The 22806-nt window shown below is 72.3% G+C and carries 23 protein-coding genes; 13 read left to right on the forward strand and 10 right to left on the reverse strand.

The window, feature by feature from the left end; genetic code table 11:
* Positions 1-39 precede the first annotated feature (39 nt).
* Together ACZ516_RS31225 and hutH are read left to right on the forward strand one after the other, a co-directional pair.
* Positions 40-1206 carry a GGDEF domain-containing protein gene (locus ACZ516_RS31225; protein WP_358584696.1) on the forward strand — a complete coding sequence of 389 codons (1167 nt, stop codon included), beginning with the start codon at positions 40-42 and terminating at the stop codon, positions 1204-1206.
* A 98-nt stretch (positions 1207-1304) separates the two neighbouring features.
* Positions 1305-2843: a histidine ammonia-lyase gene (gene hutH / locus ACZ516_RS31230; RefSeq protein WP_469013049.1), complete on the forward strand. Its 1539-nt coding sequence runs from the start codon at positions 1305-1307 to the stop codon at positions 2841-2843.
* A 34-nt stretch (positions 2844-2877) separates the two neighbouring features.
* Here hutH and ACZ516_RS31235 read toward each other — a convergent pair whose 3' ends face one another.
* Positions 2878-3192, reverse strand: coding sequence for an LPXTG cell wall anchor domain-containing protein (locus ACZ516_RS31235; RefSeq protein WP_469013051.1), 315 nt, complete (start codon positions 3190-3192; stop codon positions 2878-2880).
* Between the two features lie 128 nt (positions 3193-3320).
* On the opposite strand from ACZ516_RS31235, the gene ACZ516_RS31240 reads away from it, so the two are divergent.
* The 3 genes from ACZ516_RS31240 to ACZ516_RS31250 all read left to right on the forward strand — a co-directional run bounded on the left by ACZ516_RS31240 (position 3321) and on the right by ACZ516_RS31250 (position 8789).
* Positions 3321-3656: a hypothetical protein gene (locus ACZ516_RS31240; RefSeq protein WP_358584698.1), complete on the forward strand. Its 336-nt coding sequence runs from the start codon at positions 3321-3323 to the stop codon at positions 3654-3656.
* Between the two features lie 328 nt (positions 3657-3984).
* Entirely contained in the window at positions 3985-5247 is a 1263-nt protein-coding gene (locus ACZ516_RS31245; protein WP_358584700.1) for a L,D-transpeptidase, read from the forward strand.
* A gap of 209 nt (positions 5248-5456) precedes the next feature.
* The gene (locus ACZ516_RS31250) at positions 5457-8789 is read left to right on the forward strand and encodes a S8 family peptidase (protein ID WP_469013054.1); all 3333 of its coding nucleotides are present in this window, start codon (positions 5457-5459) and stop codon (positions 8787-8789) included.
* A 110-nt stretch (positions 8790-8899) separates the two neighbouring features.
* Here the strand turns inward: ACZ516_RS31250 and ACZ516_RS31255 are convergent, their stop codons facing one another.
* Together ACZ516_RS31255 and ACZ516_RS31260 are read right to left on the reverse strand one after the other, a co-directional pair.
* Positions 8900-9286: a VOC family protein gene (locus tag ACZ516_RS31255; RefSeq protein WP_469012933.1), complete on the reverse strand. Its 387-nt coding sequence runs from the start codon at positions 9284-9286 to the stop codon at positions 8900-8902.
* Positions 9287-9496: 210 nt separating this feature from the next.
* Positions 9497-10549, reverse strand: coding sequence for an NAD(P)-dependent alcohol dehydrogenase (locus ACZ516_RS31260; protein WP_469012936.1), 1053 nt, complete (start codon positions 10547-10549; stop codon positions 9497-9499).
* Positions 10550-10687: 138 nt separating this feature from the next.
* Between ACZ516_RS31260 and ACZ516_RS31265 the strand changes: the two genes are divergently transcribed.
* The 3 genes from ACZ516_RS31265 (at position 10688) to ACZ516_RS31275 (ending at position 12673) form a co-directional block, all read left to right on the forward strand.
* Positions 10688-11608 (forward strand): helix-turn-helix domain-containing protein, encoded by a 921-nt coding sequence (locus tag ACZ516_RS31265; RefSeq protein ID WP_358912032.1) that lies wholly within the window; start codon positions 10688-10690, stop codon positions 11606-11608.
* Between the two features lie 92 nt (positions 11609-11700).
* On the forward strand, positions 11701-12063 hold the full coding sequence (locus ACZ516_RS31270) for a helix-turn-helix domain-containing protein (protein ID WP_358584709.1): 363 nt from the start codon (positions 11701-11703) through the stop codon (positions 12061-12063).
* Positions 12064-12217: 154 nt separating this feature from the next.
* Positions 12218-12673 carry a hypothetical protein gene (locus tag ACZ516_RS31275; RefSeq protein WP_361077477.1) on the forward strand — a complete coding sequence of 152 codons (456 nt, stop codon included), beginning with the start codon at positions 12218-12220 and terminating at the stop codon, positions 12671-12673.
* Between the two features lie 22 nt (positions 12674-12695).
* On the opposite strand, the gene ACZ516_RS31280 is transcribed toward ACZ516_RS31275, so the two are convergent.
* The gene (locus ACZ516_RS31280) at positions 12696-13424 is read right to left on the reverse strand and encodes a GAF and ANTAR domain-containing protein (RefSeq protein WP_469012938.1); all 729 of its coding nucleotides are present in this window, start codon (positions 13422-13424) and stop codon (positions 12696-12698) included.
* Between the two features lie 378 nt (positions 13425-13802).
* On the opposite strand from ACZ516_RS31280, the gene ACZ516_RS31285 reads away from it, so the two are divergent.
* From ACZ516_RS31285 to ACZ516_RS31295, 3 genes are read left to right on the forward strand one after another with little or no spacing between them, the layout of a single operon-like run.
* Complete coding sequence (locus ACZ516_RS31285; RefSeq protein ID WP_361077471.1) at positions 13803-14537, forward strand: GAF and ANTAR domain-containing protein; 735 nt, start codon at positions 13803-13805, stop codon at positions 14535-14537.
* A 5-nt stretch (positions 14538-14542) separates the two neighbouring features.
* Positions 14543-15271 (forward strand): GAF and ANTAR domain-containing protein, encoded by a 729-nt coding sequence (locus ACZ516_RS31290; RefSeq protein ID WP_361077469.1) that lies wholly within the window; start codon positions 14543-14545, stop codon positions 15269-15271.
* Between the two features lie 22 nt (positions 15272-15293).
* Positions 15294-15974, forward strand: a complete 681-nt coding sequence (locus ACZ516_RS31295; RefSeq protein WP_361077466.1) for a VOC family protein — start codon at positions 15294-15296, stop codon at positions 15972-15974.
* Here the strand turns inward: ACZ516_RS31295 and ACZ516_RS31300 are convergent.
* The 3 genes from ACZ516_RS31300 to ACZ516_RS31310 all read right to left on the reverse strand — a co-directional run bounded on the left by ACZ516_RS31300 (position 15952) and on the right by ACZ516_RS31310 (position 18535).
* Positions 15952-16317: an STAS domain-containing protein gene (locus tag ACZ516_RS31300; RefSeq protein WP_469012941.1), complete on the reverse strand. Its 366-nt coding sequence runs from the start codon at positions 16315-16317 to the stop codon at positions 15952-15954. The genes ACZ516_RS31295 and ACZ516_RS31300 overlap by 23 nt on opposite strands.
* Before the next feature lie 303 nt (positions 16318-16620).
* Entirely contained in the window at positions 16621-17331 is a 711-nt protein-coding gene (gene msrA / locus ACZ516_RS31305) for a peptide-methionine (S)-S-oxide reductase MsrA (protein ID WP_469012943.1), read from the reverse strand.
* An 85-nt stretch (positions 17332-17416) separates the two neighbouring features.
* Positions 17417-18535 (reverse strand): hypothetical protein, encoded by a 1119-nt coding sequence (locus ACZ516_RS31310; RefSeq protein ID WP_358912030.1) that lies wholly within the window; start codon positions 18533-18535, stop codon positions 17417-17419.
* Between the two features lie 209 nt (positions 18536-18744).
* Here ACZ516_RS31310 and ACZ516_RS31315 point away from each other — a divergent pair, with 209 nt between their 5' ends.
* Positions 18745-19917, forward strand: a complete 1173-nt coding sequence (locus ACZ516_RS31315; protein WP_361077461.1) for a cystathionine gamma-synthase — start codon at positions 18745-18747, stop codon at positions 19915-19917.
* An 8-nt stretch (positions 19918-19925) separates the two neighbouring features.
* Here the strand turns inward: ACZ516_RS31315 and ACZ516_RS31320 are convergent, their stop codons facing one another.
* From ACZ516_RS31320 to ACZ516_RS31330, 3 genes are all read right to left on the reverse strand, one after another.
* On the reverse strand, positions 19926-20177 hold the full coding sequence (locus tag ACZ516_RS31320; protein WP_361077458.1) for a hypothetical protein: 252 nt from the start codon (positions 20175-20177) through the stop codon (positions 19926-19928).
* On the reverse strand, positions 20174-20650 hold the full coding sequence (locus ACZ516_RS31325; RefSeq protein WP_361077455.1) for a sigma factor-like helix-turn-helix DNA-binding protein: 477 nt from the start codon (positions 20648-20650) through the stop codon (positions 20174-20176). Before ACZ516_RS31325 ends, ACZ516_RS31320 begins: the two co-directional genes overlap by 4 nt.
* A gap of 83 nt (positions 20651-20733) precedes the next feature.
* On the reverse strand, positions 20734-21252 hold the full coding sequence (locus ACZ516_RS31330) for a MarR family winged helix-turn-helix transcriptional regulator (protein WP_358584720.1): 519 nt from the start codon (positions 21250-21252) through the stop codon (positions 20734-20736).
* A 157-nt stretch (positions 21253-21409) separates the two neighbouring features.
* On the opposite strand from ACZ516_RS31330, the gene ilvA reads away from it, so the two are divergent.
* Positions 21410-22639: a threonine ammonia-lyase gene (gene ilvA, locus ACZ516_RS31335; protein ID WP_358584722.1), complete on the forward strand. Its 1230-nt coding sequence runs from the start codon at positions 21410-21412 to the stop codon at positions 22637-22639.
* Positions 22640-22806: the final 167 nt, after the last annotated feature.

The raw sequence follows: 22806 nt of genomic DNA on the forward strand, positions 1-22806 counted from the left end.
CGAAGTTCCACATTGCCGTAAACGTCATAACCTGGAGTGATGGGTGAGGATGTCCGGCTGCGGGCCGTGGTGGAGCTGGCGCAGGGGATGGCCGCCGCGCAGACTCCGCGTGAGTCCTGGCGGGCGGCCGCCCTCGGTGCCTGCCGCGCGCTGAGCGGCAGCTTCGCGGCGCTGTCCGTGTGGGAGCGCGACCTCGGCCGGCTGCGCGTGCTCGTGAACGCGGGCGAACGCGCCGAGGGCGAGGAGGAGTTCCCGGAGCGGGAGGCCTACCCCGTCCACCAGTTCCCGGAAATCACCGAGTTCCTGCACGAGCGCTGGGTGGGCGGCGGCGAGCCGAACGCGTGGGTGGAGACCGCCGAGGGGCCCCGGGGCGGCCGCACGGCGGGCTACTGCCACCAGCGCGTCACGGCGCTGCGCCGGCGCGGCCGGGGCTGCTGCGTGGTCGCGCCGATCGTGCTGCACGGACGGGCCTGGGGCGAGCTGTATGTGGCCCGGCCGGTGGGGGCGCCCGTCTTCGGCCGCGCCGACGCCGACTTCGCCACCGTCCTCGCGGCGGTCGCCGCCGCCGGGATCGCCCAGACCGAGCGCCTGGAGGAGGTCCGCCGGCTGGCCTTCACGGACGCGCTGACCGGCCTCGCCAACCGCCGGGCGGTGGACCTCGGGCTCGACGAGGCGGTGGAGCGGCACCGCGTCGAGGGCGCCGTGGTGAGCCTCGTCGTCTGCGACCTGAACGGGCTCAAGCGGGTCAACGACACCCGGGGCCACGCGGTCGGCGACCGCCTCCTGGAACGCTTCGGCTCGATCCTCTCGCTCTGCGGTGCGATGCTCCCCGGGACACTGGCCGCGCGGCTCGGCGGGGACGAGTTCTGCCTGCTCTCCCTCGGGCCGAGTGCCGACGAGGTGGTGCGGGTCGCCGACGAACTGTGCCTACGGGCGGCGGAGTTGGAGCTGGGGGAGGGGGTCGCCTGCGGGGTCGCGTCCACCGGGGACCCGATCGGCCCGGTGCGCTCGGCCCGGCGCCTGTTCCGCCTCGCGGACGCGGCCCAGTACCGCGCCAAGGCGGCGCGCTCGGCGAAGCCGGTGGTCGCGGGCCGCGAGGGCGGCGCGAGCGGCCCCGACGCGGTGGTCCGCCTCGCCGACACGCCCCCGCGCGAGGGCGGCCCCCAGGAGCGCCGCCGCTTCCGGGGACGCGACCCCCGCCCGTAAGGCGCCGCGCCCCGGAGGGCGGTAAGCGGCCCGGGTGGGATCCGCCCGTGACACCTGGCGATTCAATACGTACGCTGCTGAATATGGATATGCACAGCGTGGGCACCGTGGCCCTTGGGACGTCCGGGACGACCGCGGCGGACGTCATCGCCGTCGCGCGCGGGAACGCGCGGATCGAGCTGACCGACGAGGCGCGCGCCGCCCTCGCCGCCTCGCGGGAGATCGTCGACGCGCTCGCGGCCAAGCCCGAACCCGTCTACGGCGTCTCGACCGGCTTCGGAGCCCTTGCCAGCCGCCACATCGGCCCCGACCTGCGCGCCCAGCTCCAGCGCAACATCGTCCGCTCGCACGCGGCCGGCATGGGCCCGCGCGTGGAGCGCGAAGTGGTCCGCGCCCTGATGTTCCTGCGCCTGAAGACGGTCTGCTCCGGCCACACCGGCGTACGCCCCGAGGTCGCGCAGACCATGGCGGACGTCCTCAACGCCCGCATCACGCCCGTCGTCCACGAGTACGGCTCCCTCGGCTGCTCCGGCGACCTCGCCCCCCTCAGCCACTGCGCGCTGACCCTCATGGGCGAGGGCGATGCCGAGGGCCCCGACGGCGAGCTGAAGCCCGCCGGTGAACTGCTCGCCGCACACGGCATCACCCCCGTCGAGCTGCGCGAGAAGGAGGGCCTGGCCCTCCTCAACGGCACCGACGGCATGCTCGGCATGCTGATCATGGCCCTCGCCGACCTGGAGAAGCTCTACAAGTCCGCCGACGTCACCGCGGCCCTCACCCTGGAGGCCCTGCTCGGCACGGACAAGGTCCTCGCCCCCGAGCTGCACGCCATCCGCCCGCACCCGGGCCAGGCCGCCTCCGCCGCCAACATGCTGGCCGTCCTCGCCGGTTCGCAGCTCACCGGCCACCACCAGGACGACGCGCCGCGCGTGCAGGACGCGTACTCGGTGCGCTGCGCCCCGCAGGTCGCGGGCGCCGGCCGCGACACCATGGCGCACGCCCGCACCGTCGCCGAACGCGAGCTGGCCGCCGCCGTCGACAACCCCGTCGTCCTGCCCGACGGGCGCGTCGAGTCCAACGGCAACTTCCACGGCGCCCCCGTCGCCTACGTCCTGGACTTCCTCGCGATCGCCGCCGCCGACCTCGCCTCGATCGCCGAGCGCCGCACCGACCGGCTGCTCGACAAGAACCGCTCGCACGGCCTGCCGCCCTTCCTCGCGGACGACGCGGGCGTCGACTCCGGGCTGATGATCGCCCAGTACACGCAGGCGGCCCTGGTCAGCGAGTTGAAGCGGCTCGCCGTGCCCGCCTCGGCGGACTCCATCCCCTCCTCCGCCATGCAGGAGGACCACGTCTCCATGGGCTGGTCGGCGGCGCGCAAGCTGCGTACGGCCGTGGACAACCTCACCCGCGTCGTGGCCATCGAGCTGTACGCCGCCACCCGCGCCGTCGAGCTGCGCGAGGGCCTCACTCCGGCCCCCGCCACGCGGGCGGTCGTCGAGGCCATCCGCGAGGCGGGCGTCGAGGGCCCGGGCCCGGACCGCTTCCTCGCCCCCGATCTGGCGGCGGCCGACGCGTTCGTACGCTCCGGCGCGCTGCTCGCGGCGGTGGAGCCGGTCACCGGACCGCTCGCCTAGGCGAACTCTCGCCGGCGCCCGGGGGCGCCGCCGGTCAGTAGGCCGCGCCCCGGGCGCCGCCCGTGCGCTCCCGGCGTACGGAGTAGGCGACGAAGCCCGCCCCGAGACCGAGGAAGGCCGTACCCCCGATCACGTACGGGGTGGTGTCGAAGGCGCCGGTGTCGGCGAGGTTGCCGGCCGCGGTGGTCGTCGCCGTGGTCGTGGTCGGGGTCGCCTCGTGGGGCCGGGCCGGCGAGGCCGCGGGCCGCTCGCCCTGGGCGCTCTCGTGCGCGGGGGTGGGTGTCGCGTTCGCGGAGGGGACGAACCACAGGGCGCCGAGGAGGGCTCCGGCGGCGGTGGCGGTCAGCATGGATCGACGTGCGGACACGGAATCGGATCCCCCTTGTGGTGCTGGCGAATTGGCCGTGTGGGGCGATGGTAGTGAAAGGCGCGGGTCGCGGGAAAGTCGCGGGGCGCCCGGGCCGTACGCTCCGTCATATGACTGGAGACGAGACATCACGGTTTGTGCGACTGCGGGTTGAAATGGTGGTGGAGGTCGATGACGCCCGGAAGCTGACGGGTGCCGCGCTGGACCGCGTCGCACAGGACGAGCGGATGCCCGCCGAGGAGCGCGCGCACGCGCAGGCCGCCGTCAAGGAGGACGTGGCGGAGGCGCTCGCCTATCTGGTGGATCCGTTCGACCTGGTCGACGAGGTTCCCGGGATCGAGCTGACGCAGGCCTCGTGGAGCAGCGAGCTGATCGACTACGACCCCGATTCGCCCGACTGGGAGGCGGACGAGGATGATGACGACGAGGACGACGAGCTGGTGTAGTCACCGGTGTGGTCGGACGCGTGACTGAAGTGCTCGGCGGCGATTACCGGATTGGAAGATCCGGAATCGGGGACCCCGGACAGCGACCGCCGTCCGGGGTCCCGTCGTCCCGCCCCCGCACGGTGATCGTTTTCGTGTGAGCCGTCCCATGCCGCACAGTGGAGGCACGGGACGGTTCCAGTACCGCGGACGTGGTGTTCCCCACAGTCCGCCCGGTAGTGGCACGGGACGAACCGGGCAGGACGTTATGCGGGGTTACGAGGGACTCCCGGGGCGGGTCGGGATTTCGGCGGCATTCGGGGATTCGGCAACTATGGAGATGCGTGTGATGACGGACAGTAGGCGCCGCGGACGAGTACGTGGACGCAGGGGCCTGGCGGCCGTGTCCGCTCTCGTGGGCGGCGTGCTGGTGCTCTCGGCGTGCAACGGCGACGACGGCGACAAGGCCTCCGGCGGCAAGGAGTCGCAGAACCAGGTCGACGAGGCGGCGGCCAAGAAGACCTCCGCCGCCCAGATCAAGATCGCGCCGAAGGACGGCTCCGACAACGCCAGTATCAACAGCGCGGCGAAGGTCACGGTCAGCGAGGGCACGCTCAGCTCGGTGACCATGAAGACCGCCGACGGCCATGCCGTGGCCGGTCAGATATCGGCCGACAAGACGAGCTGGAAGCCCACCGCCCAGCTCGAACGCGCCACGAAGTACCGGATCTCGGCGACCGCCGAGGACTCCGAGGGCCGCAAGGCGCACGAGAACTCGACGTTCACGACCGTCTCGCCGGCCAACAGCTTCATCGGCAACTTCACGCCGGAGAACGGCTCGACGGTCGGCGTCGGCATGCCCGTGTCGATCAGCTTCGACAAGGGCATCACGCACAAGAAGGAAGTCCAGTCCGCGATCAAGGTGTCGTCCACCAGCGGTCAGGAAGTCGTCGGCCACTGGTTCGGCAACAACCGCCTGGACTTCCGCCCCGAGCAGTACTGGAAGGGCAACTCCACGGTCACGCTGAAGCTGAACCTGGACGGCGTCGAGGGCGCCGACGGGGTCTACGGCGTGCAGCAGAAGACCGTCCAGTTCAAGATCGGGCGCAATCAGGTCTCCATCGTCGACGCGAAGACCAAGACGATGAAGGTGACGCGGGACGGCAAGGTCGTCAAGACCATCCCGATCTCCGCCGGCTCGCCCGAGAACAAGACGTACAACGGCAAGATGGTGATCTCCGAGAAGTTCAAGGAGACCCGCATGGACGGCGCGACCGTCGGCTTCAAGGACGGCGACGGCAAGGGCGAGTACGACATCAAGGACGTGCCGCACGCCATGCGCCTGTCCTCCTCCGGCACGTTCATCCACGGCAACTACTGGGGTTCGCCGTCGATCTTCGGCCAGGCCAACACCAGCCACGGCTGCATCGGCCTCGAGGACGCCAAGGGTGCGGGCGACAAGAGCAAGCCCGGCGCCTGGTTCTTCGACAACACCATCACCGGTGACGTGGTCGACGTGCGCAACACCGGCGACAAGGTCATCGCCCCGGACAACGGCCTCAACGGCTGGAACATGGACTGGGCGCAGTGGAAGGCCGGCTCCGCCGTCTGATTCCACCCGCGGTGCCGTCCCATCGGCACGGCACGGTCGCGGCCCGCACTCCGAGGAGGGGTGCGGGCCGCGCCTGTGTCCACACCCGTACCAGGGGCGCCAACTCTCCCCTTTCGCCCCACTGTTGAGCAGATGTTCGACCATCGGCATACTTCTCTCTCCGAGGGGCGACAGCTCCTTAACCTCCAGGGGGAGACTTGCACAGACAAGTGAAGAGAGCGGGCGGGGCCACCGTCGCCGCGGCGGCGGCCGTGGCACTGGCGGCGGGCATGACCAGCCCGGCCACCGCGGCGCCGACGCCGGGCGGGCCCGCCTACCAGGCCCGGGGCGCGAGCGCCGGGGCCGGCACCCACCTCACGCTGATCACCGGCGACCGGGCCGTCCTGGACGCCGAGGGCCGCGTGGTCGGACTCGACCGGGCCAAGGGGCGCGAGCACATCCCCGTACAGGTCCGGCGCAGTGGCGGACACACGCTGCTGATACCCGCCGACGCGCGCCGCCTGATAGCCGACGGCCGGATCGACCAGCGGCTGTTCGACGTCACCGAGCTGAACAAGAAGCGCAACCGCGCGGCCCAGAAGAAGGGCCTGAAGGTCATCGTCGGCTACCGGGGAGCCGCGACCGGCGCCCGGGCCGAGGTGCGCTCCGCCGGTGACACCACGGTCCGCAGGACCCTGAAGTCGCTGAACGCCGACGCGCTCACCACGCCCCGGCGGGACGCCGCCGACCTGTGGGCCGCGCTCACCAGCGGCAAGGGCGACACCCGTACCGCCGCCGCCGGTGTCCGCCACGTGTGGCTGGACGGCGTCCGCAAGGCGAGCCTGGACAAGAGCGTCAAGCAGATCGGCGCCGACAAGGCCTGGGCCGCCGGGTTCGACGGCAAGGGCGTGAAGATCGCCGTCCTGGACACGGGTATCGACACCACTCACCAGGATCTCGCGGGCCAGGTGGTCGCCGAGAAGAACTTCACGCCCTCGCCGGACGCCAAGGACCGCTACGGCCACGGCACGCACGTCGCGTCCACCGCGGCCGGCACGGGCGCCAAGTCGGGCGGCAAATTCAAGGGCGTGGCGCCCGGCGCCAAGCTCCTGAACGGCAAGGTCCTCGGCGACGACGGCTACGGCGAGGACTCCGGCGTCATCGCCGCCATGGACTGGGCGGCGGCCGAGGGCGCCGACATCGTCAACCTCAGCCTCGGCGGCGGCGACACCCCGGGCGTCGACCCGCTCGAAGCGCAGGTCGACAAGCTCTCCGCGGACAAGGGCATCCTGTTCGCGATCGCCGCCGGCAACGACGGCGCTCCCGGCTCGGTCGGCTCGCCCGGCAGCGCGGACTCCGCGCTCACCGTCGGCGCGGTCGACGGCGACGACAAGCTGGCGGACTTCTCCAGCCAGGGCCCGCGCCTCGGCGACGGCGCCATCAAGCCGGACGTGACGGCTCCGGGCGTGGACATCACCGCGGCCGCCGCGTCGGGCAGCGTCCTCGACAAGGAGGTCGGCCAGCAGCCCGAGGGCTATCTGACGATCTCCGGTACGTCGATGGCGACCCCGCACGTCGCGGGCGCCGCCGCCCTGCTGAAGCAGCAGCACCCCGACTGGAAGTACGCCGAGCTGAAGGGCGCCCTGACGGCGTCCACGAAGGGCGGCAAGTACACGCCGTTCCAGCAGGGTTCGGGCCGTATCGCCGTCGACAGGGCCATCAAGCAGAGCGTGTTCGCCGAGCCGGTGTCGGTCGGCTTCGGCACGCAGCGGTGGCCGCACGCCGACGACAAGTCGGTCACCAAGAAGGTGACGTACAGGAACGTCGGCAAGAAGGACGTCACCCTCGACGTCACGGTCTCCGGCAGCGACCCCAAGGGCCGCCCGGCCCCGTCCGGCTTCTTCGCCCTCGGCGCGAAGAAGGTGACCGTCCCCGCGGGCGGCACGGCCGCGGTCGACCTGACCGCCGACCCCAAGCGGGGCGCCGCCCTGGACGGCACGTACTCCGCGTACGTCGTCGCGACCGGCGACGGGCAGTCCGTGCGGACTGCCGCCGTGGTGGACAACGAGGTCGAGTCCTACGACCTGACGCTGAAGCTGATCGGCCGCGACGGCGCTCCGGCCAAGGACTACGACGTCGACCTCGAAGGCGTCAGCGGGCTCGCCAAGGACGAGTCGTACGACCCGTTCGACGCGTCGGGCACCATCAAGGTGCGCGTGCCCAAGGGTGGTTACATCCTGAACTCCGGGATGACCGTGGACCCGGCGGACTTCGCCAAGGGCGCCGACTGGATCGCCCAGCCCAAGCTGAGCATCACCAGGAACACCACGGTGACGCTGGACGCGCGGACGACGAAGCCGGTGGACGTCACGGTGCCGGCGGCGGGCGCGAAGATGCAGTTCGCCGCGCCGGACTTCAACATCGAGACCGCGGAGGCGGGTTACGGCTTCGGCTGGTTCCTCGACTCGTACGCGAACTTCCGCACCGCCCATCTCGGCCCGCAGATCACCGACGGTTCGCTGTTCCAGCAGTGGGACGGGCACTGGACCCAGGGTGAGGACACCGAGTACGACGTCGTCACCGGCGGCAAGGTCAAGCAGCTCGCGACCGGGTACACCCGGCACTTCAAGGCGAACGAGCTGGCCAAGGTGACGGCGCGCCTCGGCGCGTCGTCCAGCGGCAAGAAGGGCGCGCTCAATGCCCTGGGCGCCATCCCGGGCAGCTCGAGCGGCTCGTCGATCGGCATTCCCCGGCCGCTGCCCACCACCCGGACGCTCTACCTGTCCACCGCGGACAAGGTGAAGTGGGGCATGACCATGGAGCAGCACGCCGGACTCGACGCCGACGGCTGGCCCATCGTCGACGCGGGTTACACGCTCGGTGCCGCGCAGACCTTCAAGGCCGGCCAGAGCTACGAGAAGACGTTCAACACGGCCGTGTTCGGGCCGCGGATCGGTGGCGACCTCGGTGTCTTCCGCCAGGGCAACGAGATCTTCGGCTCCCTGCCGCTGTTCGCGGACGGGGCCAACCACGTGGGCTCGTCGCTCTACACGTCCGCGAAGACGACGCTGTACCGCAACGGCACCAAGGTCGGCGAGAACGAGGACCCGCTGGTCGGCGCGCAGCCGTTCAAGGTGCCCGCGGGCGATGCCGCGTACGAGCTGAAGACGTCCGTGAAGCGCTCCGTGAAGGTGGCGGCCGCCACCACGCGGGTCGACGCGAGCTTCAAGTTCCGCTCCAAGAAGGTGGAGGGCGCGAGCCTGCCCGTCTCCACGGCGCGGTTCAGCCCGGCGGTCGACCTGCGCAGCAGGGCGGAGGCCGGCAGGACCCAGTCCGTGCCGGTCACGGTCCAGGGCGCGGCGGCGGGCTCGAACCTCAAGACCCTCTACGTCTACGTGTCCTACGACTACGGCCAGACGTGGAAGGAAGTGAAGGTCAGGTCCGGGAAGGTCAGCGTGAAGAACCCCGCGAAGGGCGAGGGGATCTCCTTCCACGCCAAGATCACGGACAAGAAGGGGAACAAGTCGACGGTGTCGATCCTCAACGCGTACTACGGCAAGTGATCTTGCCCCGTTGACGCGTCGACCCCGGTCGGCGCGGTTCCCGCGGCGCGGCGCCGACGGAACCGGCGATCACGTATCGCCGGTATCCGTCGGCGCCGTTTCGTGCCGGCTCAGCTTCCGCTGCCGTACGGCTTCGTGATGATCTCCAGGCGGTGGCCGTTCGGGTCGTCCCAGTAGACGCCCCGGCCGCCGTCCTTCGTGTTGATCTCACCCGGGTGGTGGCCGTGCGGGTCGGCCGCGTAGGGCAGGCCCCGCTCCTTGACGCGCCCGAAGATCGCGTCGAACTCGTCCTCGGACACCAGGAAGGCGTAGTGGTGCGGGGTGATCGGGCCGCCGTCGCTCTCGTAGAAGTCGAGGGTGACCCCGCCGGGGATCTCCACCGGCAGGAACGGGCCGAGCGGTGGGCCCACTTCGAGGCCCAGGATGTCGGCGAGGAACCGTGCCGACGCCTTCTTGTCCATGGCCGGGACGATCGTGTGGTTCAACTCGATGGACATCGTGTGACCTCCTCGTGTGCCGGAAACCCGCGTGCTCCCGCGCGGACGCGGACCCCGCGCGGACACGGCCCACGCTAGGCCGGGGCACCCGGCGCCCGTATCGGTCACGGGTCCCGGTTCCGCCGCGCCCAGCGGACCAGGTCCCGCGACCGAGGCGTCTTCAGGCCACGCGGCCGTCAGGCCACGGGGGTCGTCAGGCCACGGAGGCCGTCAGATCGTCGCCGCGTCGATCACGAAGCGGTAGCGGACATCGCTGGCCAGGACCCGCTCGTACGCCTCGTTGATCTGGTCGGCGCGGATCAGCTCGATCTCCGAGCCGAGCCCGTGCTCGGCGCAGAAGTCCAGCATCTCCTGGGTCTCGCGGATGCCGCCGATCATGGAGCCGGCGAGGGTCTTGCCGCCGCCGATGACGGAGAACAGGTTGAGGGAGACCGGCTCCTCCGGGGCGCCGACGTTCACGAAGGCACCCTCCGGGCGCAGCAGCCCCAGGTACTTGTCCAGCGGCAGCGGCGCGGAGACGGTGGACAGGATCATGTCGAACGACCCCGCGAGCCGCTCGAAGGTGGCGTCGTCGCTGGTCGCGTAGTAGTGGTCGGCGCCCAGCCGCTCGCCGTCGGCCTTCTTGCGCAGGGACTGCGAGAGGACGGTCACCTCGGCGCCCATCGCGTGCGCGATCTTGACGGCCATGTGGCCGAGCCCGCCGAGGCCCACGACGGCGATCTTCTTGCCGGGGCCCGCCTCCCAGCGCCTGAGCGGGGAGTACGTGGTGATGCCGGCGCACAGCAGCGGCGCGGCGACGTCCAGGGAGAGCCCGTCGGGGATGCGCAGGGTGAACGCCTCGGCCACGACGATGTGCGTGGAGTAGCCGCCGTAGGTCGGCTCGCCGTTCCTGTCCAGCGCGTTGTACGTCTGGACGTTGCCCTTGGCGCAGTACTGCTCCAGGCCCGCCCGGCAGTTCTCGCACTCGCGGCAGGAGTCGACCATGCAGCCGACACCGACGCGGTCGCCGACGGCGAACCTGGTGACCCCGGGGCCGACCTCGGCGACGACGCCGGCGATCTCGTGGCCGGGCACCATCGGGAAGATGCCCTCGCCCCAGCCGTCCCGGGCCTGGTGGATGTCCGAGTGGCAGATACCGGCGTACTTGATGTCGATCAGGACGTCGAACTCGCCGACGGCGCGGCGCGGCACGGTGGTGCGCTCCAGGGGTGCGTCGGGGGCGGGGGCGGCGTAGGCGGAAACGGTGGTGATCTGCTCAGTCATACCTATGACACTGCCCTTGACCTGCGACATCACCCAGCCACCCGTTCTGCCTACGTCCAGCGGTCCTACTACTGACGGGGTCAGGCTCCTGGGCCTACGACCGGTGACACGCGCACACGGCCTGGGACAATGGAAGGCATGGACGACAACCCCGAGGCCACCGCCGGGCACCCCCGGGGCGCCGAGGCCGTGTCCCTGGACGGCCGCGCCGAGCTGAGCGAGTTCCTGCGCACCCGCAGGGCGCGGCTCCAGCCGCAGGACGTCGGGCTGCCCAGCTTCGGGCGGCACCGCAGGGTGCCGGGGCTGCGCCGCGAGGAGCTGGCGCAGCTCGCGGGGGTCTCCGTCGCGTACTACACGCGCCTGGAGCAGGGCAACGGCCGCAATGTCTCGGGCGAGGTGCTCGACGCCATCGCGCGTGCCCTGCGGCTCAGCGACGCCGAGCACGCGCACCTCACGCGGCTCGCGAAGCCGAAGGCGGCGAAGAAGAAGCGGGCCACCCGCCAGCAGTATCTGCGGCCCGCGCTGAGCCGGCTCCTGGACTCCCTGGACGGCGTGCCCGCGTACGTCGTGGGGCGCAGGACGGACATCCTCGGCTGGAACACGCTGGCCGCGGCGCTCTTCGGCGACTGGGGCGAGCTGGCGCCGAAGGACCGCAACTGGGCACGTATCTGTTTCCTGGACGTACGTTCGCGGGAGCTCTTCGTGGACTGGGAGCACAAGGCGTCCGACATCGTGAGCTTCCTGCGCATGGACGCGGGCTGCTATCCCGACGACCCGCAGCTGTCCGCCCTCGTCGGTGAACTCTCCGTGAAGAGCGAGGAGTTCAGGAACCTGTGGGCCACGCACGACGTGCGGGAGAAGGGCCACGGCGTCAAGCGGATGCGGCACGCGCTGGTGGGCGAGCTGACACTGGCGTACGAGACGCTGCGGCTGCCGGACGACTGCGACCAGTCCCTGGTCATGTACCACGCGGAGCCGGACTCGGCGTCGGCGCAGGGCCTGCGGCTGCTGGCCAGTTGGGGCCGGGACGCGACGTCGGTGGGCTCGGCGGCGAAGTAGCGCGGGGCCCGACGCGGCGCGGTCGGCGGGATTTCGCGGGTGGCGGAACACCCCGCGCGACTCGCCGGGCGGTTGGCTCCTAGGCTGGGAGGATGAGCAGCCAGGAGCGGCGGAAGCCGAACGAAGCCCGTGTGATCCCCCTGCGACCGGTCGAGGAGCGCCCCAAGGAACCTCTCTGGCGGGACGTCGTGGGTGACGTCCTGCGCCGCGAGCGCCTGGCGCAGGAGCGCACGCTCAAGGACGTGGCCGACGCCGCGCAGATCTCCATGCCCTACCTCTCCGAGCTGGAGCGCGGCCGCAAGGAAGGCTCCTCCGAGGTCCTCGCGGCCGCCGCCCACGCCCTGGGCCTCGGCCTCTCCGACCTCCTCTCCCTGGCCCACCGCCAACTGACCGCCCTCCCCACCGCGAGGCCGTCCAGGACGTCTTCCTGGGGCGAGGTACGACTGGCCGCGTGAAGGCGAGCGTCGCCTGACCAACATCGCGCGGTACGCCCGCTGTTGCCCCTCGCCGCCCCCGGCCTCGGAAATCTCGGCCGGAGACGGATTCGCCGGCGGTGGAGGGGCGGGGGAGGGCCGTTAGAGTCGCGTTCCCATGGAGTGGATTTCGCCGGTGAGTACGCTGCTGGGCGCGGGGATCGGTGTCGGCGCGACACTCCTGGCCGACCGGATCCGGTGGCGGCGGGAGAGCGAGGACCGCGCGACGACGACACGACGCCAGTTGTACGCGGAGTACACGGCGGCGCTCTCCCGCGTCCGTACGGCACTCCACGAATGCGCGCGGACCACCGACGGCGCGGCCCGCGGAAGCGAGGAGTACGCGCGCGAGGTCCGCGACGGTTTCCTCGCGCCCGGCGCCTACGAGATCCGCCACCAGCTGGCCATCATCGCCCCGTCGGAGGTCGTCGAGGCGGCGAGGTCGGCGTTCATCGCCTTGCGCACGACGCGGGACCGCATCCTTGAAGGGGCGACGGCCGACAGCGCGGCCTACGCCGAGGCGGAGGCCGCGAACGACGCGACCATCGCCGAACTGCGCCACGTGATGCGGCGGGACCTCGGAGTCGACTGACGGCGCCAGGCCCCAGCCGTCGTCACGGATTGGTGGGTGGTGGGGCCGGTAGGTGCAGGCCGTGGTGGACGACGGCGTGGGCCAGGTCGGCCAGGTCGGTCTGGCGGGCGTGGGCGTGGGCGCGGAGCAGGGCCAGGGCCTGGCCGGCGGTGACGGCGTGGCGGTAGCTGATCATGCCGGTGGCCTGGTGGACGACCGCCTCGGCAGGCAGGAGCCAGCCGTCCGTCACGTCGTCCTCACCGGGCACCGGAACGCTCAGGAGAAGAAGCTCGGCCGCGTGGACATGGGTACGGGCCGTGGCCAGATCCGCGTCGGACAGCGCACCGCGCCGGTCGCGGTAGACGGACAGGACGAGGCCGGGCCGGGGATCGGCTTCCGGCGGGTGGGCGACCGGGAACGCGAAGGCCGTGCGGATGCCGTGCGCGCGGGCCTGCTGGGCGTACACCGGCCAGTCGCCGGTGTGGTCCGGGTCGTGCAGGTCGGGGGCGAGCACCGCCTGCCCACGGCGCAGAGCCTCGGCGCACGGCCCTTCGCCCAGGTTGATCTGCAGGGCTTCGCCCCGGACGGCGAGTGGGCCCGCGGCGGCCAGGGAGACCCGCTGAGCCAGCGCCGCGTCCGCCGCCAGCGTCAGCCCGACCGAGCCGGCGTGACTCAGTTCCCGCCGGCACGCGCGGACGAGACTGCTCGACGGGTCGGGGCGGTTCGCGTGGAGGGCGGCCAGCTCGGTGGCTGCCGCCCGGAAGGCCGTCACGGGAGAGGGACGAAGGGGAGGGCACCCGCGGGCGGGCCCGGGCGTGTGTACATGACCGTGCTTCCGATCTTTGGCACTCACCGCCGATGCCGCCCATGATCGGAAGCCAATGTCAGGATTGCCGTACGCGGCGGAACCCTCCGCGTACACGGTGGAACCCTCCGCGTAGCCGGCGGAACTCCCCGCGTACGCGGCGAATCATCTGCTGGGGTGCGGGCATCCTGCCCCTCCACCGTACGCTCCCGGCGGACCCGCATCCGCGAAGCCGCCCGTTCCCGGCCCCGCGTGGCCCGCGTCCGCCCCGGCAGGGCCCCGGCCGGGCATAGAGTGACAGAGCCGATTTCCGAGCGGATCCGCTCGGGCAAGGGGGTGCGGGCAGTGGCCGGGAGCGACCTCGCCGCCGTACTGGAGAGCCTGCGCCCGGCCCCCGGCAGCGCCGGGCTCGTCGGGGCCGACCCCGACCTGTGCGCCCGCGCGCTGGGCGTCGACGGGGTCGCCGTGTCGGTGACCCTCGGCGGCGGGCTCAGCGAACTGCTCTGGGCCACCCGCGGCCCCAGCACCCGCCTGGAGGACCTCCAGTACACGCTGGGCCAGGGACCGGGCCCGCAGGTCGCCGCGTCGGGCACGGCGGTCTCGGTGCCCGACCTGTCGCGCGAACCGGCGGACCGATGGCCCGCCCTGCTGCCCGAGGCCCTGGAGCTGGGCATCCGGGCGGTGTTCTGCCTCCCGCTCGACCTCGGCGGGGCCTGCCTGGGCGTCCTGACCTTGCAGCGCGCCGCGGCGGGACCGCCGGCGGAGACACCCCTGGCGGACGCGTGGATCGTGACGAACGCGCTGACCGCCGCGCTCGTCCAGGACACCGAGCCGTGGGCGGCGTTCGCCGCCGCGGCGGACACCTCGCACTTCTACCGGGCCGCCGTGCACCAGGCCGCCGGGATGATCAGCGTCCAGGCGGGCGTGGCACTGGCCGAGGCGCTGATCCGCCTGCGCGCGTACGCCTTCCGCCACGGCCGGCCGTTGAACGAGGTCGCCGAAGACGTGGTGGCCCGGCGGGTGCGTTTTGACCATGATGACGGAGATGAGCCGGGCGTTCGTGGCCGGCGGAGGGACTGAGGGCCATGACTCGAGAAGAACGCCTGCTGGCGGCCGTCATCGACGCGGTCGACACACTCGTCGACGACTTCGACCTGATCGACTTCCTGCACACGCTGTGCGCCCGCTGCACCGAGCTGCTCGACGTGTCGGCGGCGGGCGTCCTCCTGGAGGATCCCGGAGGCAGGCTCCAGCTCATCGCCGCCTCCGACGAGCACACCCGCCTGCTGGAACTCTTCGCCCTCCAGCACGAGCAGGGCCCGTGCGTGGAGTGCCACCGGACCGGCACGGCCCGGCTGAACATCGACCTCCTCTCGTCCGCGCAGACCGCCCCCTTCCCGGTCTTCGCGGCCCGGGCCCGCGAAGGCGGCTTTCTCGTCACGCACGCGCTGCCCATGCGGCTGCGCGAGCAGGTCATCGGCGGGCTGAGCCTCTTCGACGCCCGCGCGCAGAACCTCTCGGCCGTCGACGCGCGGGTCGCACAGTCGCTCGCGGACGTGGCGACCATCGCCATCCTGCAGCACCGCACCGTCGCCCACGCCAACCAGCAACGCGCGCAGATGCACGCGGCCCTGACCAGCCGCATCGTCATCGAACAGGCCAAGGGCATCCTCGCCGAACGCTGGAACACCGGCGTGGACGAGGCCTTCGACGCCCTGCGCCGCTACGCCCGCTCCCAGCAGCTCGGGCTGTCCCAGGTGTGCCGTCTGCTCATCGAGGGCCGGCTCGACACCGAAGCCGTACCGCGTCCCTGACCCCTCCACCGTTGGGCACACCATGGATGACCCCGCCGCCGCCTGGCGCCGGATCGCCGCCGACGAGGACGGCGTCTGCCTCGCCGCGGCCGCCCGGGCCTGCGTGGCGGACCTGGAGGTCGACTGCCTCGGGCTGAGCCTGGTCGTCGCCGGGGAGCTGCGCTTCATGGCCCACGCCACCGACGAACGCGCCCGGCGGCTGGAGGACGCCCAGCTCACCACGGGCGAAGGCCCCTGCACCGACGCGTACGTGCGGCGCGCGCCGGTCGAAGAGGCGGACCTGTACGAGGCGTTCGCCCGGTGGCCGGCGTACACCCAGGCCGCCGCGGAGCAGCAGGTGCGCTCCGTCACCGCGCTGCCCCTGGCCACCGGCCACCTGTGCGTCGGCGCGGTAGACCTGTGCCGTGCCAGGCCCGGCCTGCTCACCGCCGGGCAGAAATCCCGGGCCCGCTCCTACGCGCGCATCCTCGCCCTGCTCGCCCTCGACGAGCACCCCCACCTGCTGACCGCCGAGCACCGCCCCACCCGGCCCGGCCCGCAGGGCTACCCGCCCAGCGTCCACATGGCCGCAGGCGCGCTCGCCGAGATGTTCCGGCTGCCCCCGGACGACGCCCTGGCCCGGATGCGGGCGCACGCCTTCCGCCACGGCCAGCCCCTGCACCAGACCGCCGACCACGTGCTCACCCATCACACCCTGGACTGACGTGCCGGTGAGGCGGGCCGTGCGCCGACAGGGCGTCCTGGACGGTGGCGAAGGGTTCGAAGAGCTTGGTGAGCCCCACGGTGTCGAGGATCCGCAGGTGCCAGGGGTGCGCGCAGACCAGTGCCATACGTCCGTCCCGCCGCAGGACCCTGTGCCGGGCGCGGCAGAGGAGGTTGAGGGTGGCGCAGTCGAGGAAGGTCACCGGCCGCAGGTCCACGATCAGCCGGGCGCCTCGCGGGGCGGAGGCGGCATCGGTGTGCGCCTGGATCTCGGCGGCGGTGCTCACGTCGACGTCACCGTGGATCTCGATCACGGTGACGCCGTGGGTGAGGAAGCTGCGCACAGGCCGACTCGCGCGCGGCGGCCTTCCCGGGACCGGGCGGTCGGGGCCCTGGCCTGTCGCTGCGTACGGATCGTGGCTGTCCATGGGGTTCCTCGCGGAAAGGCTCCCGCGAGGCGGGAGTTCACGGTCGTGGGACCGTCACCAGGGACTGGGGCAACGCAAACATCTTAAGGAAAGCCGGGGGTGGAGAAACGTCCATGCTGACGACGGGGTCCCCCTTTGAGTGGTGACCCGCCGGGAAACGGGTTCCGAGTGAGGACTCCTGTGGTAACCGCCGCTGCCGGAGCGCCCGCTGCGGCGGATCTACTGGTCCGCCGCCTCCGGTGCGGGAGCGACGCCGGTGGGGCAGGACGCTCCCCAGTTGGTCTCGAACGGGTCCTCCAGGCGGACGCCCGTGCCGCCGATGCCGCAGTAGCCGTCGGGGTTCTTGTCCAGGTACTGCTGGTGGTACGGCTCGGCGGGCCAGAACGGCTTGTGGTCGGCGGGGAGCACCGTCGTCGTGATCGTGCCGTGGCCCGCGGCGGTGAGGACCCGCTGGTAGGCCTCCAGGGACGCCTTGGCGCCCGCCTCCTGCTCGGCGGAGTGGGTGTAGATCGCCGAGCGGTACTGCGTGCCGACGTCGTTGCCCTGGCGGAAGCCCTGCGTGGGGTTGTGCGACTCCCAGAACAGCTTCAGGAGCGCCGCGTACGACACGCGCGTGGGGTCGAACACGACGCGGACCGCCTCCGTGTGGCCCGTCAGACCGGAGCAGACCTCTTCGTAGGAGGGGTTCTCGGTGTAGCCGCCCTGGTAGCCGACGTACGTCGTCCAGACGCCCTCCGTCTGCCAGAACTTGCGCTCCGCGCCCCAGAAGCAGCCGAGCGCGAAGTCCGCGACCTCCAGGCCCTCGGGGTAGGGGCCCAGCAGCGGGTTGCCGAGGACCGTGTGGCGGGAGGGGACCTCGAATTCCGGGGTCGCCCGGCCCTTCAGGGCCTGCTCGGGGGTGGGGAGCTCGGGCGTGCGGCCGAAGATCATGGGGGTCTCTCCTCGTACGGGACCTGACAGGGGTGCGGGGGACGCATCAGGGGAACGTGCGGGCGGCCCCCGGCATTCCTCGGGGTCAGTGCGGCAGCGTCGCCGGGCTGCCGCCGTTCGCCTCGTAGCCCGCCACCGCCAGCGCGCGGTACACCGCGTAGCTCTCGGCGGGGTCGGAGGTGAGCGTCCAGGGCAGGGCGCCGACGTGGCCGTCCACGTGCACCAGCTGGTTCATCGCCTCCGCCCAGCGCTCGCAGCGGACCAGGAAGAACACCAGGAGATGGCGGACGTGCGCCAGCATCGGGTCGTCCGGGCGCGCGGCGTGCACCGCGAAGAGGGCGCCCTCCAGGGCCTTGGTGACGACCTCGCTCTCGTAGAAGCCGCGGACCAGATTGACCTCGGGCATGTGCTCGTAGACGGCGAAGAGCGGGAGCGCCGCGAGCAGGGAGGCCCGGGGGGCACGCGCGGCGGCCGCCTCCGCGAAGGCGTACGCCAGCTCGCGCGAGCCGTGCCACTTCTCGCACCAGTAGTGCAGCGCCGACAAATGCGCCCCCATGTGCGCGGGCGCGCGGTCCAGGATCTTCAGCCACAGCTGCTCGAACTCCGCGCGCGGATAGGCGAGGCCACGCGCGATGGACAGCTCGATGATGTACGGGATGGGGTCGCCGGGGGCGAGCAGCGCCGCCTGCGCGCACGCCTCCTTGGCCTCCTCCAGGATGATCCGGAACTCGTCGGTGCCCCGCACCGCCGTCCGCCACGCCTGCTGCACCAGGAACTCCGCGTGCACCGCGGCGCCCCCCGCGTCCTTGGGCGCCTCGGCCCGCCACACCCGCAGCCACTGGCCGCCGGGGGTGTCGCTCACGCCGCCGGGCCGGTGCTGAAGCTCCAGGGAGGCCGCCCCCGCGAAGGCCTGCACCCGCTGCCAGCGCAGCTCGCCGTGCGTCTCCGTGCCCGCGAGCAACTGCGAGGCGGCCTTCCACTCCTGCGTGCGCTGCACGAGGTCGAGGACCTGGACGAGGTCGGCGTCCGGGCCGGGCATGCGGATGTCCAGCTCCTCCTGACGCGCGAAGCCGTAGTCCGCCGGGTCGGCGGCGTCCGGGGAGCCCGGCTCCACCTGCCTGATTCCGCCGCGCCTGCGCAGCAGCACGGGCCCGAGGACCGCACCGATCATGATCACCGCGAACAGGAACCAGAGAATCTCCATGGCACAAGCGAACCAGACGGGTCCGACAATTGGCCAACCTGCCGGGACGTACCGGCACCGACCGGACCTCCCGGCGTACCTCCCGGCGGACGTTCCGGTGGATGGTCCGGCGGCCGTCCCCACCGGATGTCCGACGGACGCCCCCACCGAAGGGCGACCCCCGCGCCCGGGCCGCCAAAGGTCCCTCCCGCGCATTACGCTCAGGCCGCATGAGTGATTTGCACAGCACGCCCACCGCCCCGAGCTTCGAGACCGTGGCGATCCACGCGGGCAACACGGCCGACCCCCTCACCGGCGCCGTCGTCCCGCCCATCTACCAGGTGTCGACCTACAAGCAGGACGGCGTCGGCGGCCTGCGCGGCGGCTACGAGTACAGCCGCAGCGCCAACCCGACGCGGACCGCCCTGGAGGAGAACCTGGCCGCACTGGAGGGCGGCCGCCGCGGACTCGCCTTCGCCTCCGGTCTGGCCGCCGAGGACTGCCTCCTGCGCGCGCTGCTCTCCCCCGGGGACCACGTCGTCATCCCGAACGACGCCTACGGCGGCACGTTCCGCCTCTTCGCCAAGGTCGTCTCGCGCTGGGGCGTCGAGTGGTCCGTGGCCGACACCTCCGACCCGGAGGCCGTGCGGGCCGCGCTGACCGACCGTACGAAGGTCATCTGGGTGGAGACCCCCTCCAACCCGCTGCTCGGCATCACCGACATCCCCGCGGTCGCGCAGATCGCCCGGGACGCCGGCGCGCGCCTCGTCGTCGACAACACCTTCGCCAGCCCCTACCTCCAGCAGCCGCTCGCGCTCGGCGCGGACGTGATCGTGCACTCCATGACGAAGTACATGGGCGGTCACTCGGACGTCGTCGGCGGCGCCCTCGTGGTCAACGACGACGCGCTGGGCGAGGAGCTGGCGTACCACCAGAACGCGATGGGCGCCGTCGCCGGGCCCTTCGACGCCTGGCTGGTGCTGCGCGGCATCAAGACCCTCGCGGTGCGCATGGACCGGCACAGCGAGAACGCCACCAAGGTCACCGAGATGCTGACCCGGCACCCGCGCGTGACGCAGGTCCTCTACCCGGGCCTTCCGGAGCACCCCGGTCACGAGATCGCCGCCAAGCAGATGAAGGCGTTCGGCGGCATGGTGTCGTTCCGCGTCGAGGGCGGCGAGGAGGCGGCCGTCGAGGTCTGCAACCGCGCCAAGCTCTTCACGCTCGGGGAGTCCCTCGGCGGCGTCGAGTCCCTGATCGAGCACCCGGGCCGCATGACCCACGCCTCGGTCGCCGGCTCGGCCCTGGAGGTCCCGGCGGACCTGGTGCGCCTGTCGGTGGGCATCGAGTCGGCCGACGACCTGCTGGCCGACCTCCAGCAGGCCCTCGGCACCGGCCGGTAGGCCACCGGTCACCAGCGGGTGAGCGGCGGGGTCGTGTCGGCCGGCGGCGGCGCCCACGGCTGGGCCACGGACGCCCACACGGCGAACGCGACGGCACCGGCCAGCAGGACGAGCCACAGCAGGCGCCGCACGACCCTGCGCCGCCGCAGCATCCGCCCGCCCCGCCGCACCGCCTGCGCGCACAGCTCGGGCGGGACCGGCGGCTGCGCGCCCTCCAGGAGGCGCCGCACGGCGCTCTCCTTGCGCTCGTACCGGCTCATGAGGGCGCGGCCCCGCTCAGCTCCGGGGCGGGCCCGCGGGGCGGGTGCAGGGTCCTCGCGATCGCGCGGGCGCAGGTGACCCGGACCCGCTCGGTGGTCAGCCCGAGCAGTGCCGCCGTCTGCTCCTCGGCCACCCCCTCGTACATCCGCAGCACGAGAATCAGCCGTTCCTGGGGGCCGAGCCGCTCCAGTACGCCGCCGTGGCCGCGGTGGTGGCGCCAGGCGCCCCGCACGAAGCGCAGGGCGACCTGCCGGCGCGCGCGGTCGTAGGGGTCCTCGCCGCGCGGGCGGTCCCACGTGGCGTACGTGTGCGCGAGGGCGCCGGTCAGCAGGGCACGCGCGCGTGGGTTGTCGTCGGGGCGTTCGGCGGTGAGCAGCGTCGCGGCATGCAAGAGTCTGCCTGCCGCGCCCGCGACGAACGCCTCGAACTCCCGGGCCCGGCGGGCTTCCTGGAGCGCCTGCCGTCCTCGCACCGCGCCTCCCGGTCACAGGGAAGAGGGCAACCCCCGGCGAGGGAGTGTCCCGGTCTCATATGAGGCCAGGCGCGGGGCCGGGGTCAAGACTCCGGAGTGGCCGAAACCTCCGCGCCGGGCGCCGCGTGGGACATCTGGCGCGCCGAGAGGGCGCCATTGAAGCGGGTGAGGAGCGCGCAGAAGCTCTCCCGCTCCTCCGGGGCCCAGTCCTGCGTCAGCTCGGCCATCAGCTCGCGCCGCGAGGAGCGCACCTCGTCCAGCCTGGCCTGGCCGCGCGGCGACAGCTGGAGCACGACGGCACGGCCGTCCTCCGGGTGCGAGGTGCGCTTGACGAGCCCGGTGTCGACCAGCGGGGCGACCTGCCGGGTGACCGTCGAGGAGTCGATCCCCATGCTCGCGGCCAGCGCCTTGACGCCCATCGGGCCTTCCTTGTCGAGGCGGTTGAGCAGCAGATACGCGGCGCGGTCCATGGAGTTGCGGACCTGGCCTACGCCGCCGAGGCGGGTCTGCTCGGCACGGCGGGCGAAGACCGCCACCTGGTGCTGCAGGCTGTCGAGAAGACCGGGTTCGCTGGCGGTCGTCATGTCCGGAGTTGTGGGCATGGCCGGGGGCTCACTTCATGCGAGGGCGGTGGGTTGGGGGACAGGGTACGCGGACACGGCGCGGACCGTACCTGCGCTGCGCAAACCTACGCCCACAACGGTCTCGACCCTTGGTCACCGCGAGAGGCCCCGGGCGACGGCTGCCAGACTTGCCGACATGAGTCACCGCTTGCCCCAGTCCCTGCCGACGGTCACCCTCGATGACGTGCACGGCGCGCGGAAGATGCTCTCCGGAGTCGCCCGGATGACGGCGATGGAGGGCAGCCGGCACTTGACGCGGCTGGTGGGCGCCCCGGTGCACCTCAAGTGCGAGAACCTCCAGCGGACCGGTTCGTTCAAGCTGCGCGGGGCGTACGTGCGCATCGCCGGACTGCTCCCCGAGGAGCGCGCGGCCGGTGTCGTCGCCGCCAGCGCGGGCAACCACGCCCAGGGAGTGGCCCTCGCGTCCTCGCTGCTCGGTGTGCGCTCCACGGTGTTCATGCCGGTCGGGGCGCCGCTGCCCAAGACCGCGGCGACCAGGGACTACGGCGCCGAGGTGCGCCTGCACGGCCAGGTCGTCGACGAGACGCTGGCCGCCGCGCAGGAGTACGCGCGCGCGACGGGCGCGGTGTTCATCCACCCCTTCGACCACCCCGACATCGTCGCGGGGCAGGGCACGGTCGGCCTGGAGATCCTGGAGCAGTGCCCCGAGGTGCGCACCGTCGTCGTCGGCGTCGGAGGCGGCGGTCTCGCGGCCGGTCTCGCGGTGGCCGTCAAGGCGCTGCGCCCGGACGTGCGGGTGGTCGGCGTGCAGGCGGCGGGCGCCGCTTCCTACCCGCCCTCGCTCGCCGCCGGGCACCCGGTGTCGATGTCCCACCCCGCGACCATGGCCGACGGCATCAAGGTCGGACGCCCCGGGGACGTGCCGTTCCGGCTGATCGCGGACCTGGTCGACGACATCGTGACGGTCTCCGAGGACGAGCTGTCCAGCGCCTTGCTGCTCTGCCTGGAGCGCGCCAAGATGGTCGTGGAGCCGGCCGGCGCCAGTCCGGTCGCGGCCCTGCTGAGCCGGCCGGAGTCGTTCGAGGGCCCGGTGGTCGCGCTGCTCTCGGGTGGCAACGTGGACCCGCTCCTGATGCAGCGCATCCTGCGCCAGGGCATGGCGGCGGCGGGCCGCTACCTCTCGCTGCGGCTGCGCCTGACCGACCGCCCCGGCGCTCTGGCCACGCTCCTCGGCGTGCTGACCGTGATGGATGCCAACGTCCTGGACGTGAGCCACGTACGCACCGATCCGCGCCTGCGTCTGACGGAGGCGGAGGTGGAGCTGCACCTGGAGACGAAGGGCCCCGAGCACTGCGCGGAGGTCGGTTCGGCGCTCCGGGAGGCCGGTTACACGATCATCGGCTGAGCAGTCCAGGGCCGGGCCGGGTCGGCCGTCGCCGCCCGGCGGGGGAGAGCGCGGGGGAGAAGGAGGGGGTGAACTTTCGGGAAAACAGCTGCGGACTCGCGATGTATCGCGTTATGGTGTGTCTCACGTCACTGATCGCCGGGCGCGAGGTGTCCGGCAAACCTAAG

Source organism: Streptomyces sp. NPDC034037 (assembly GCF_055575715.1).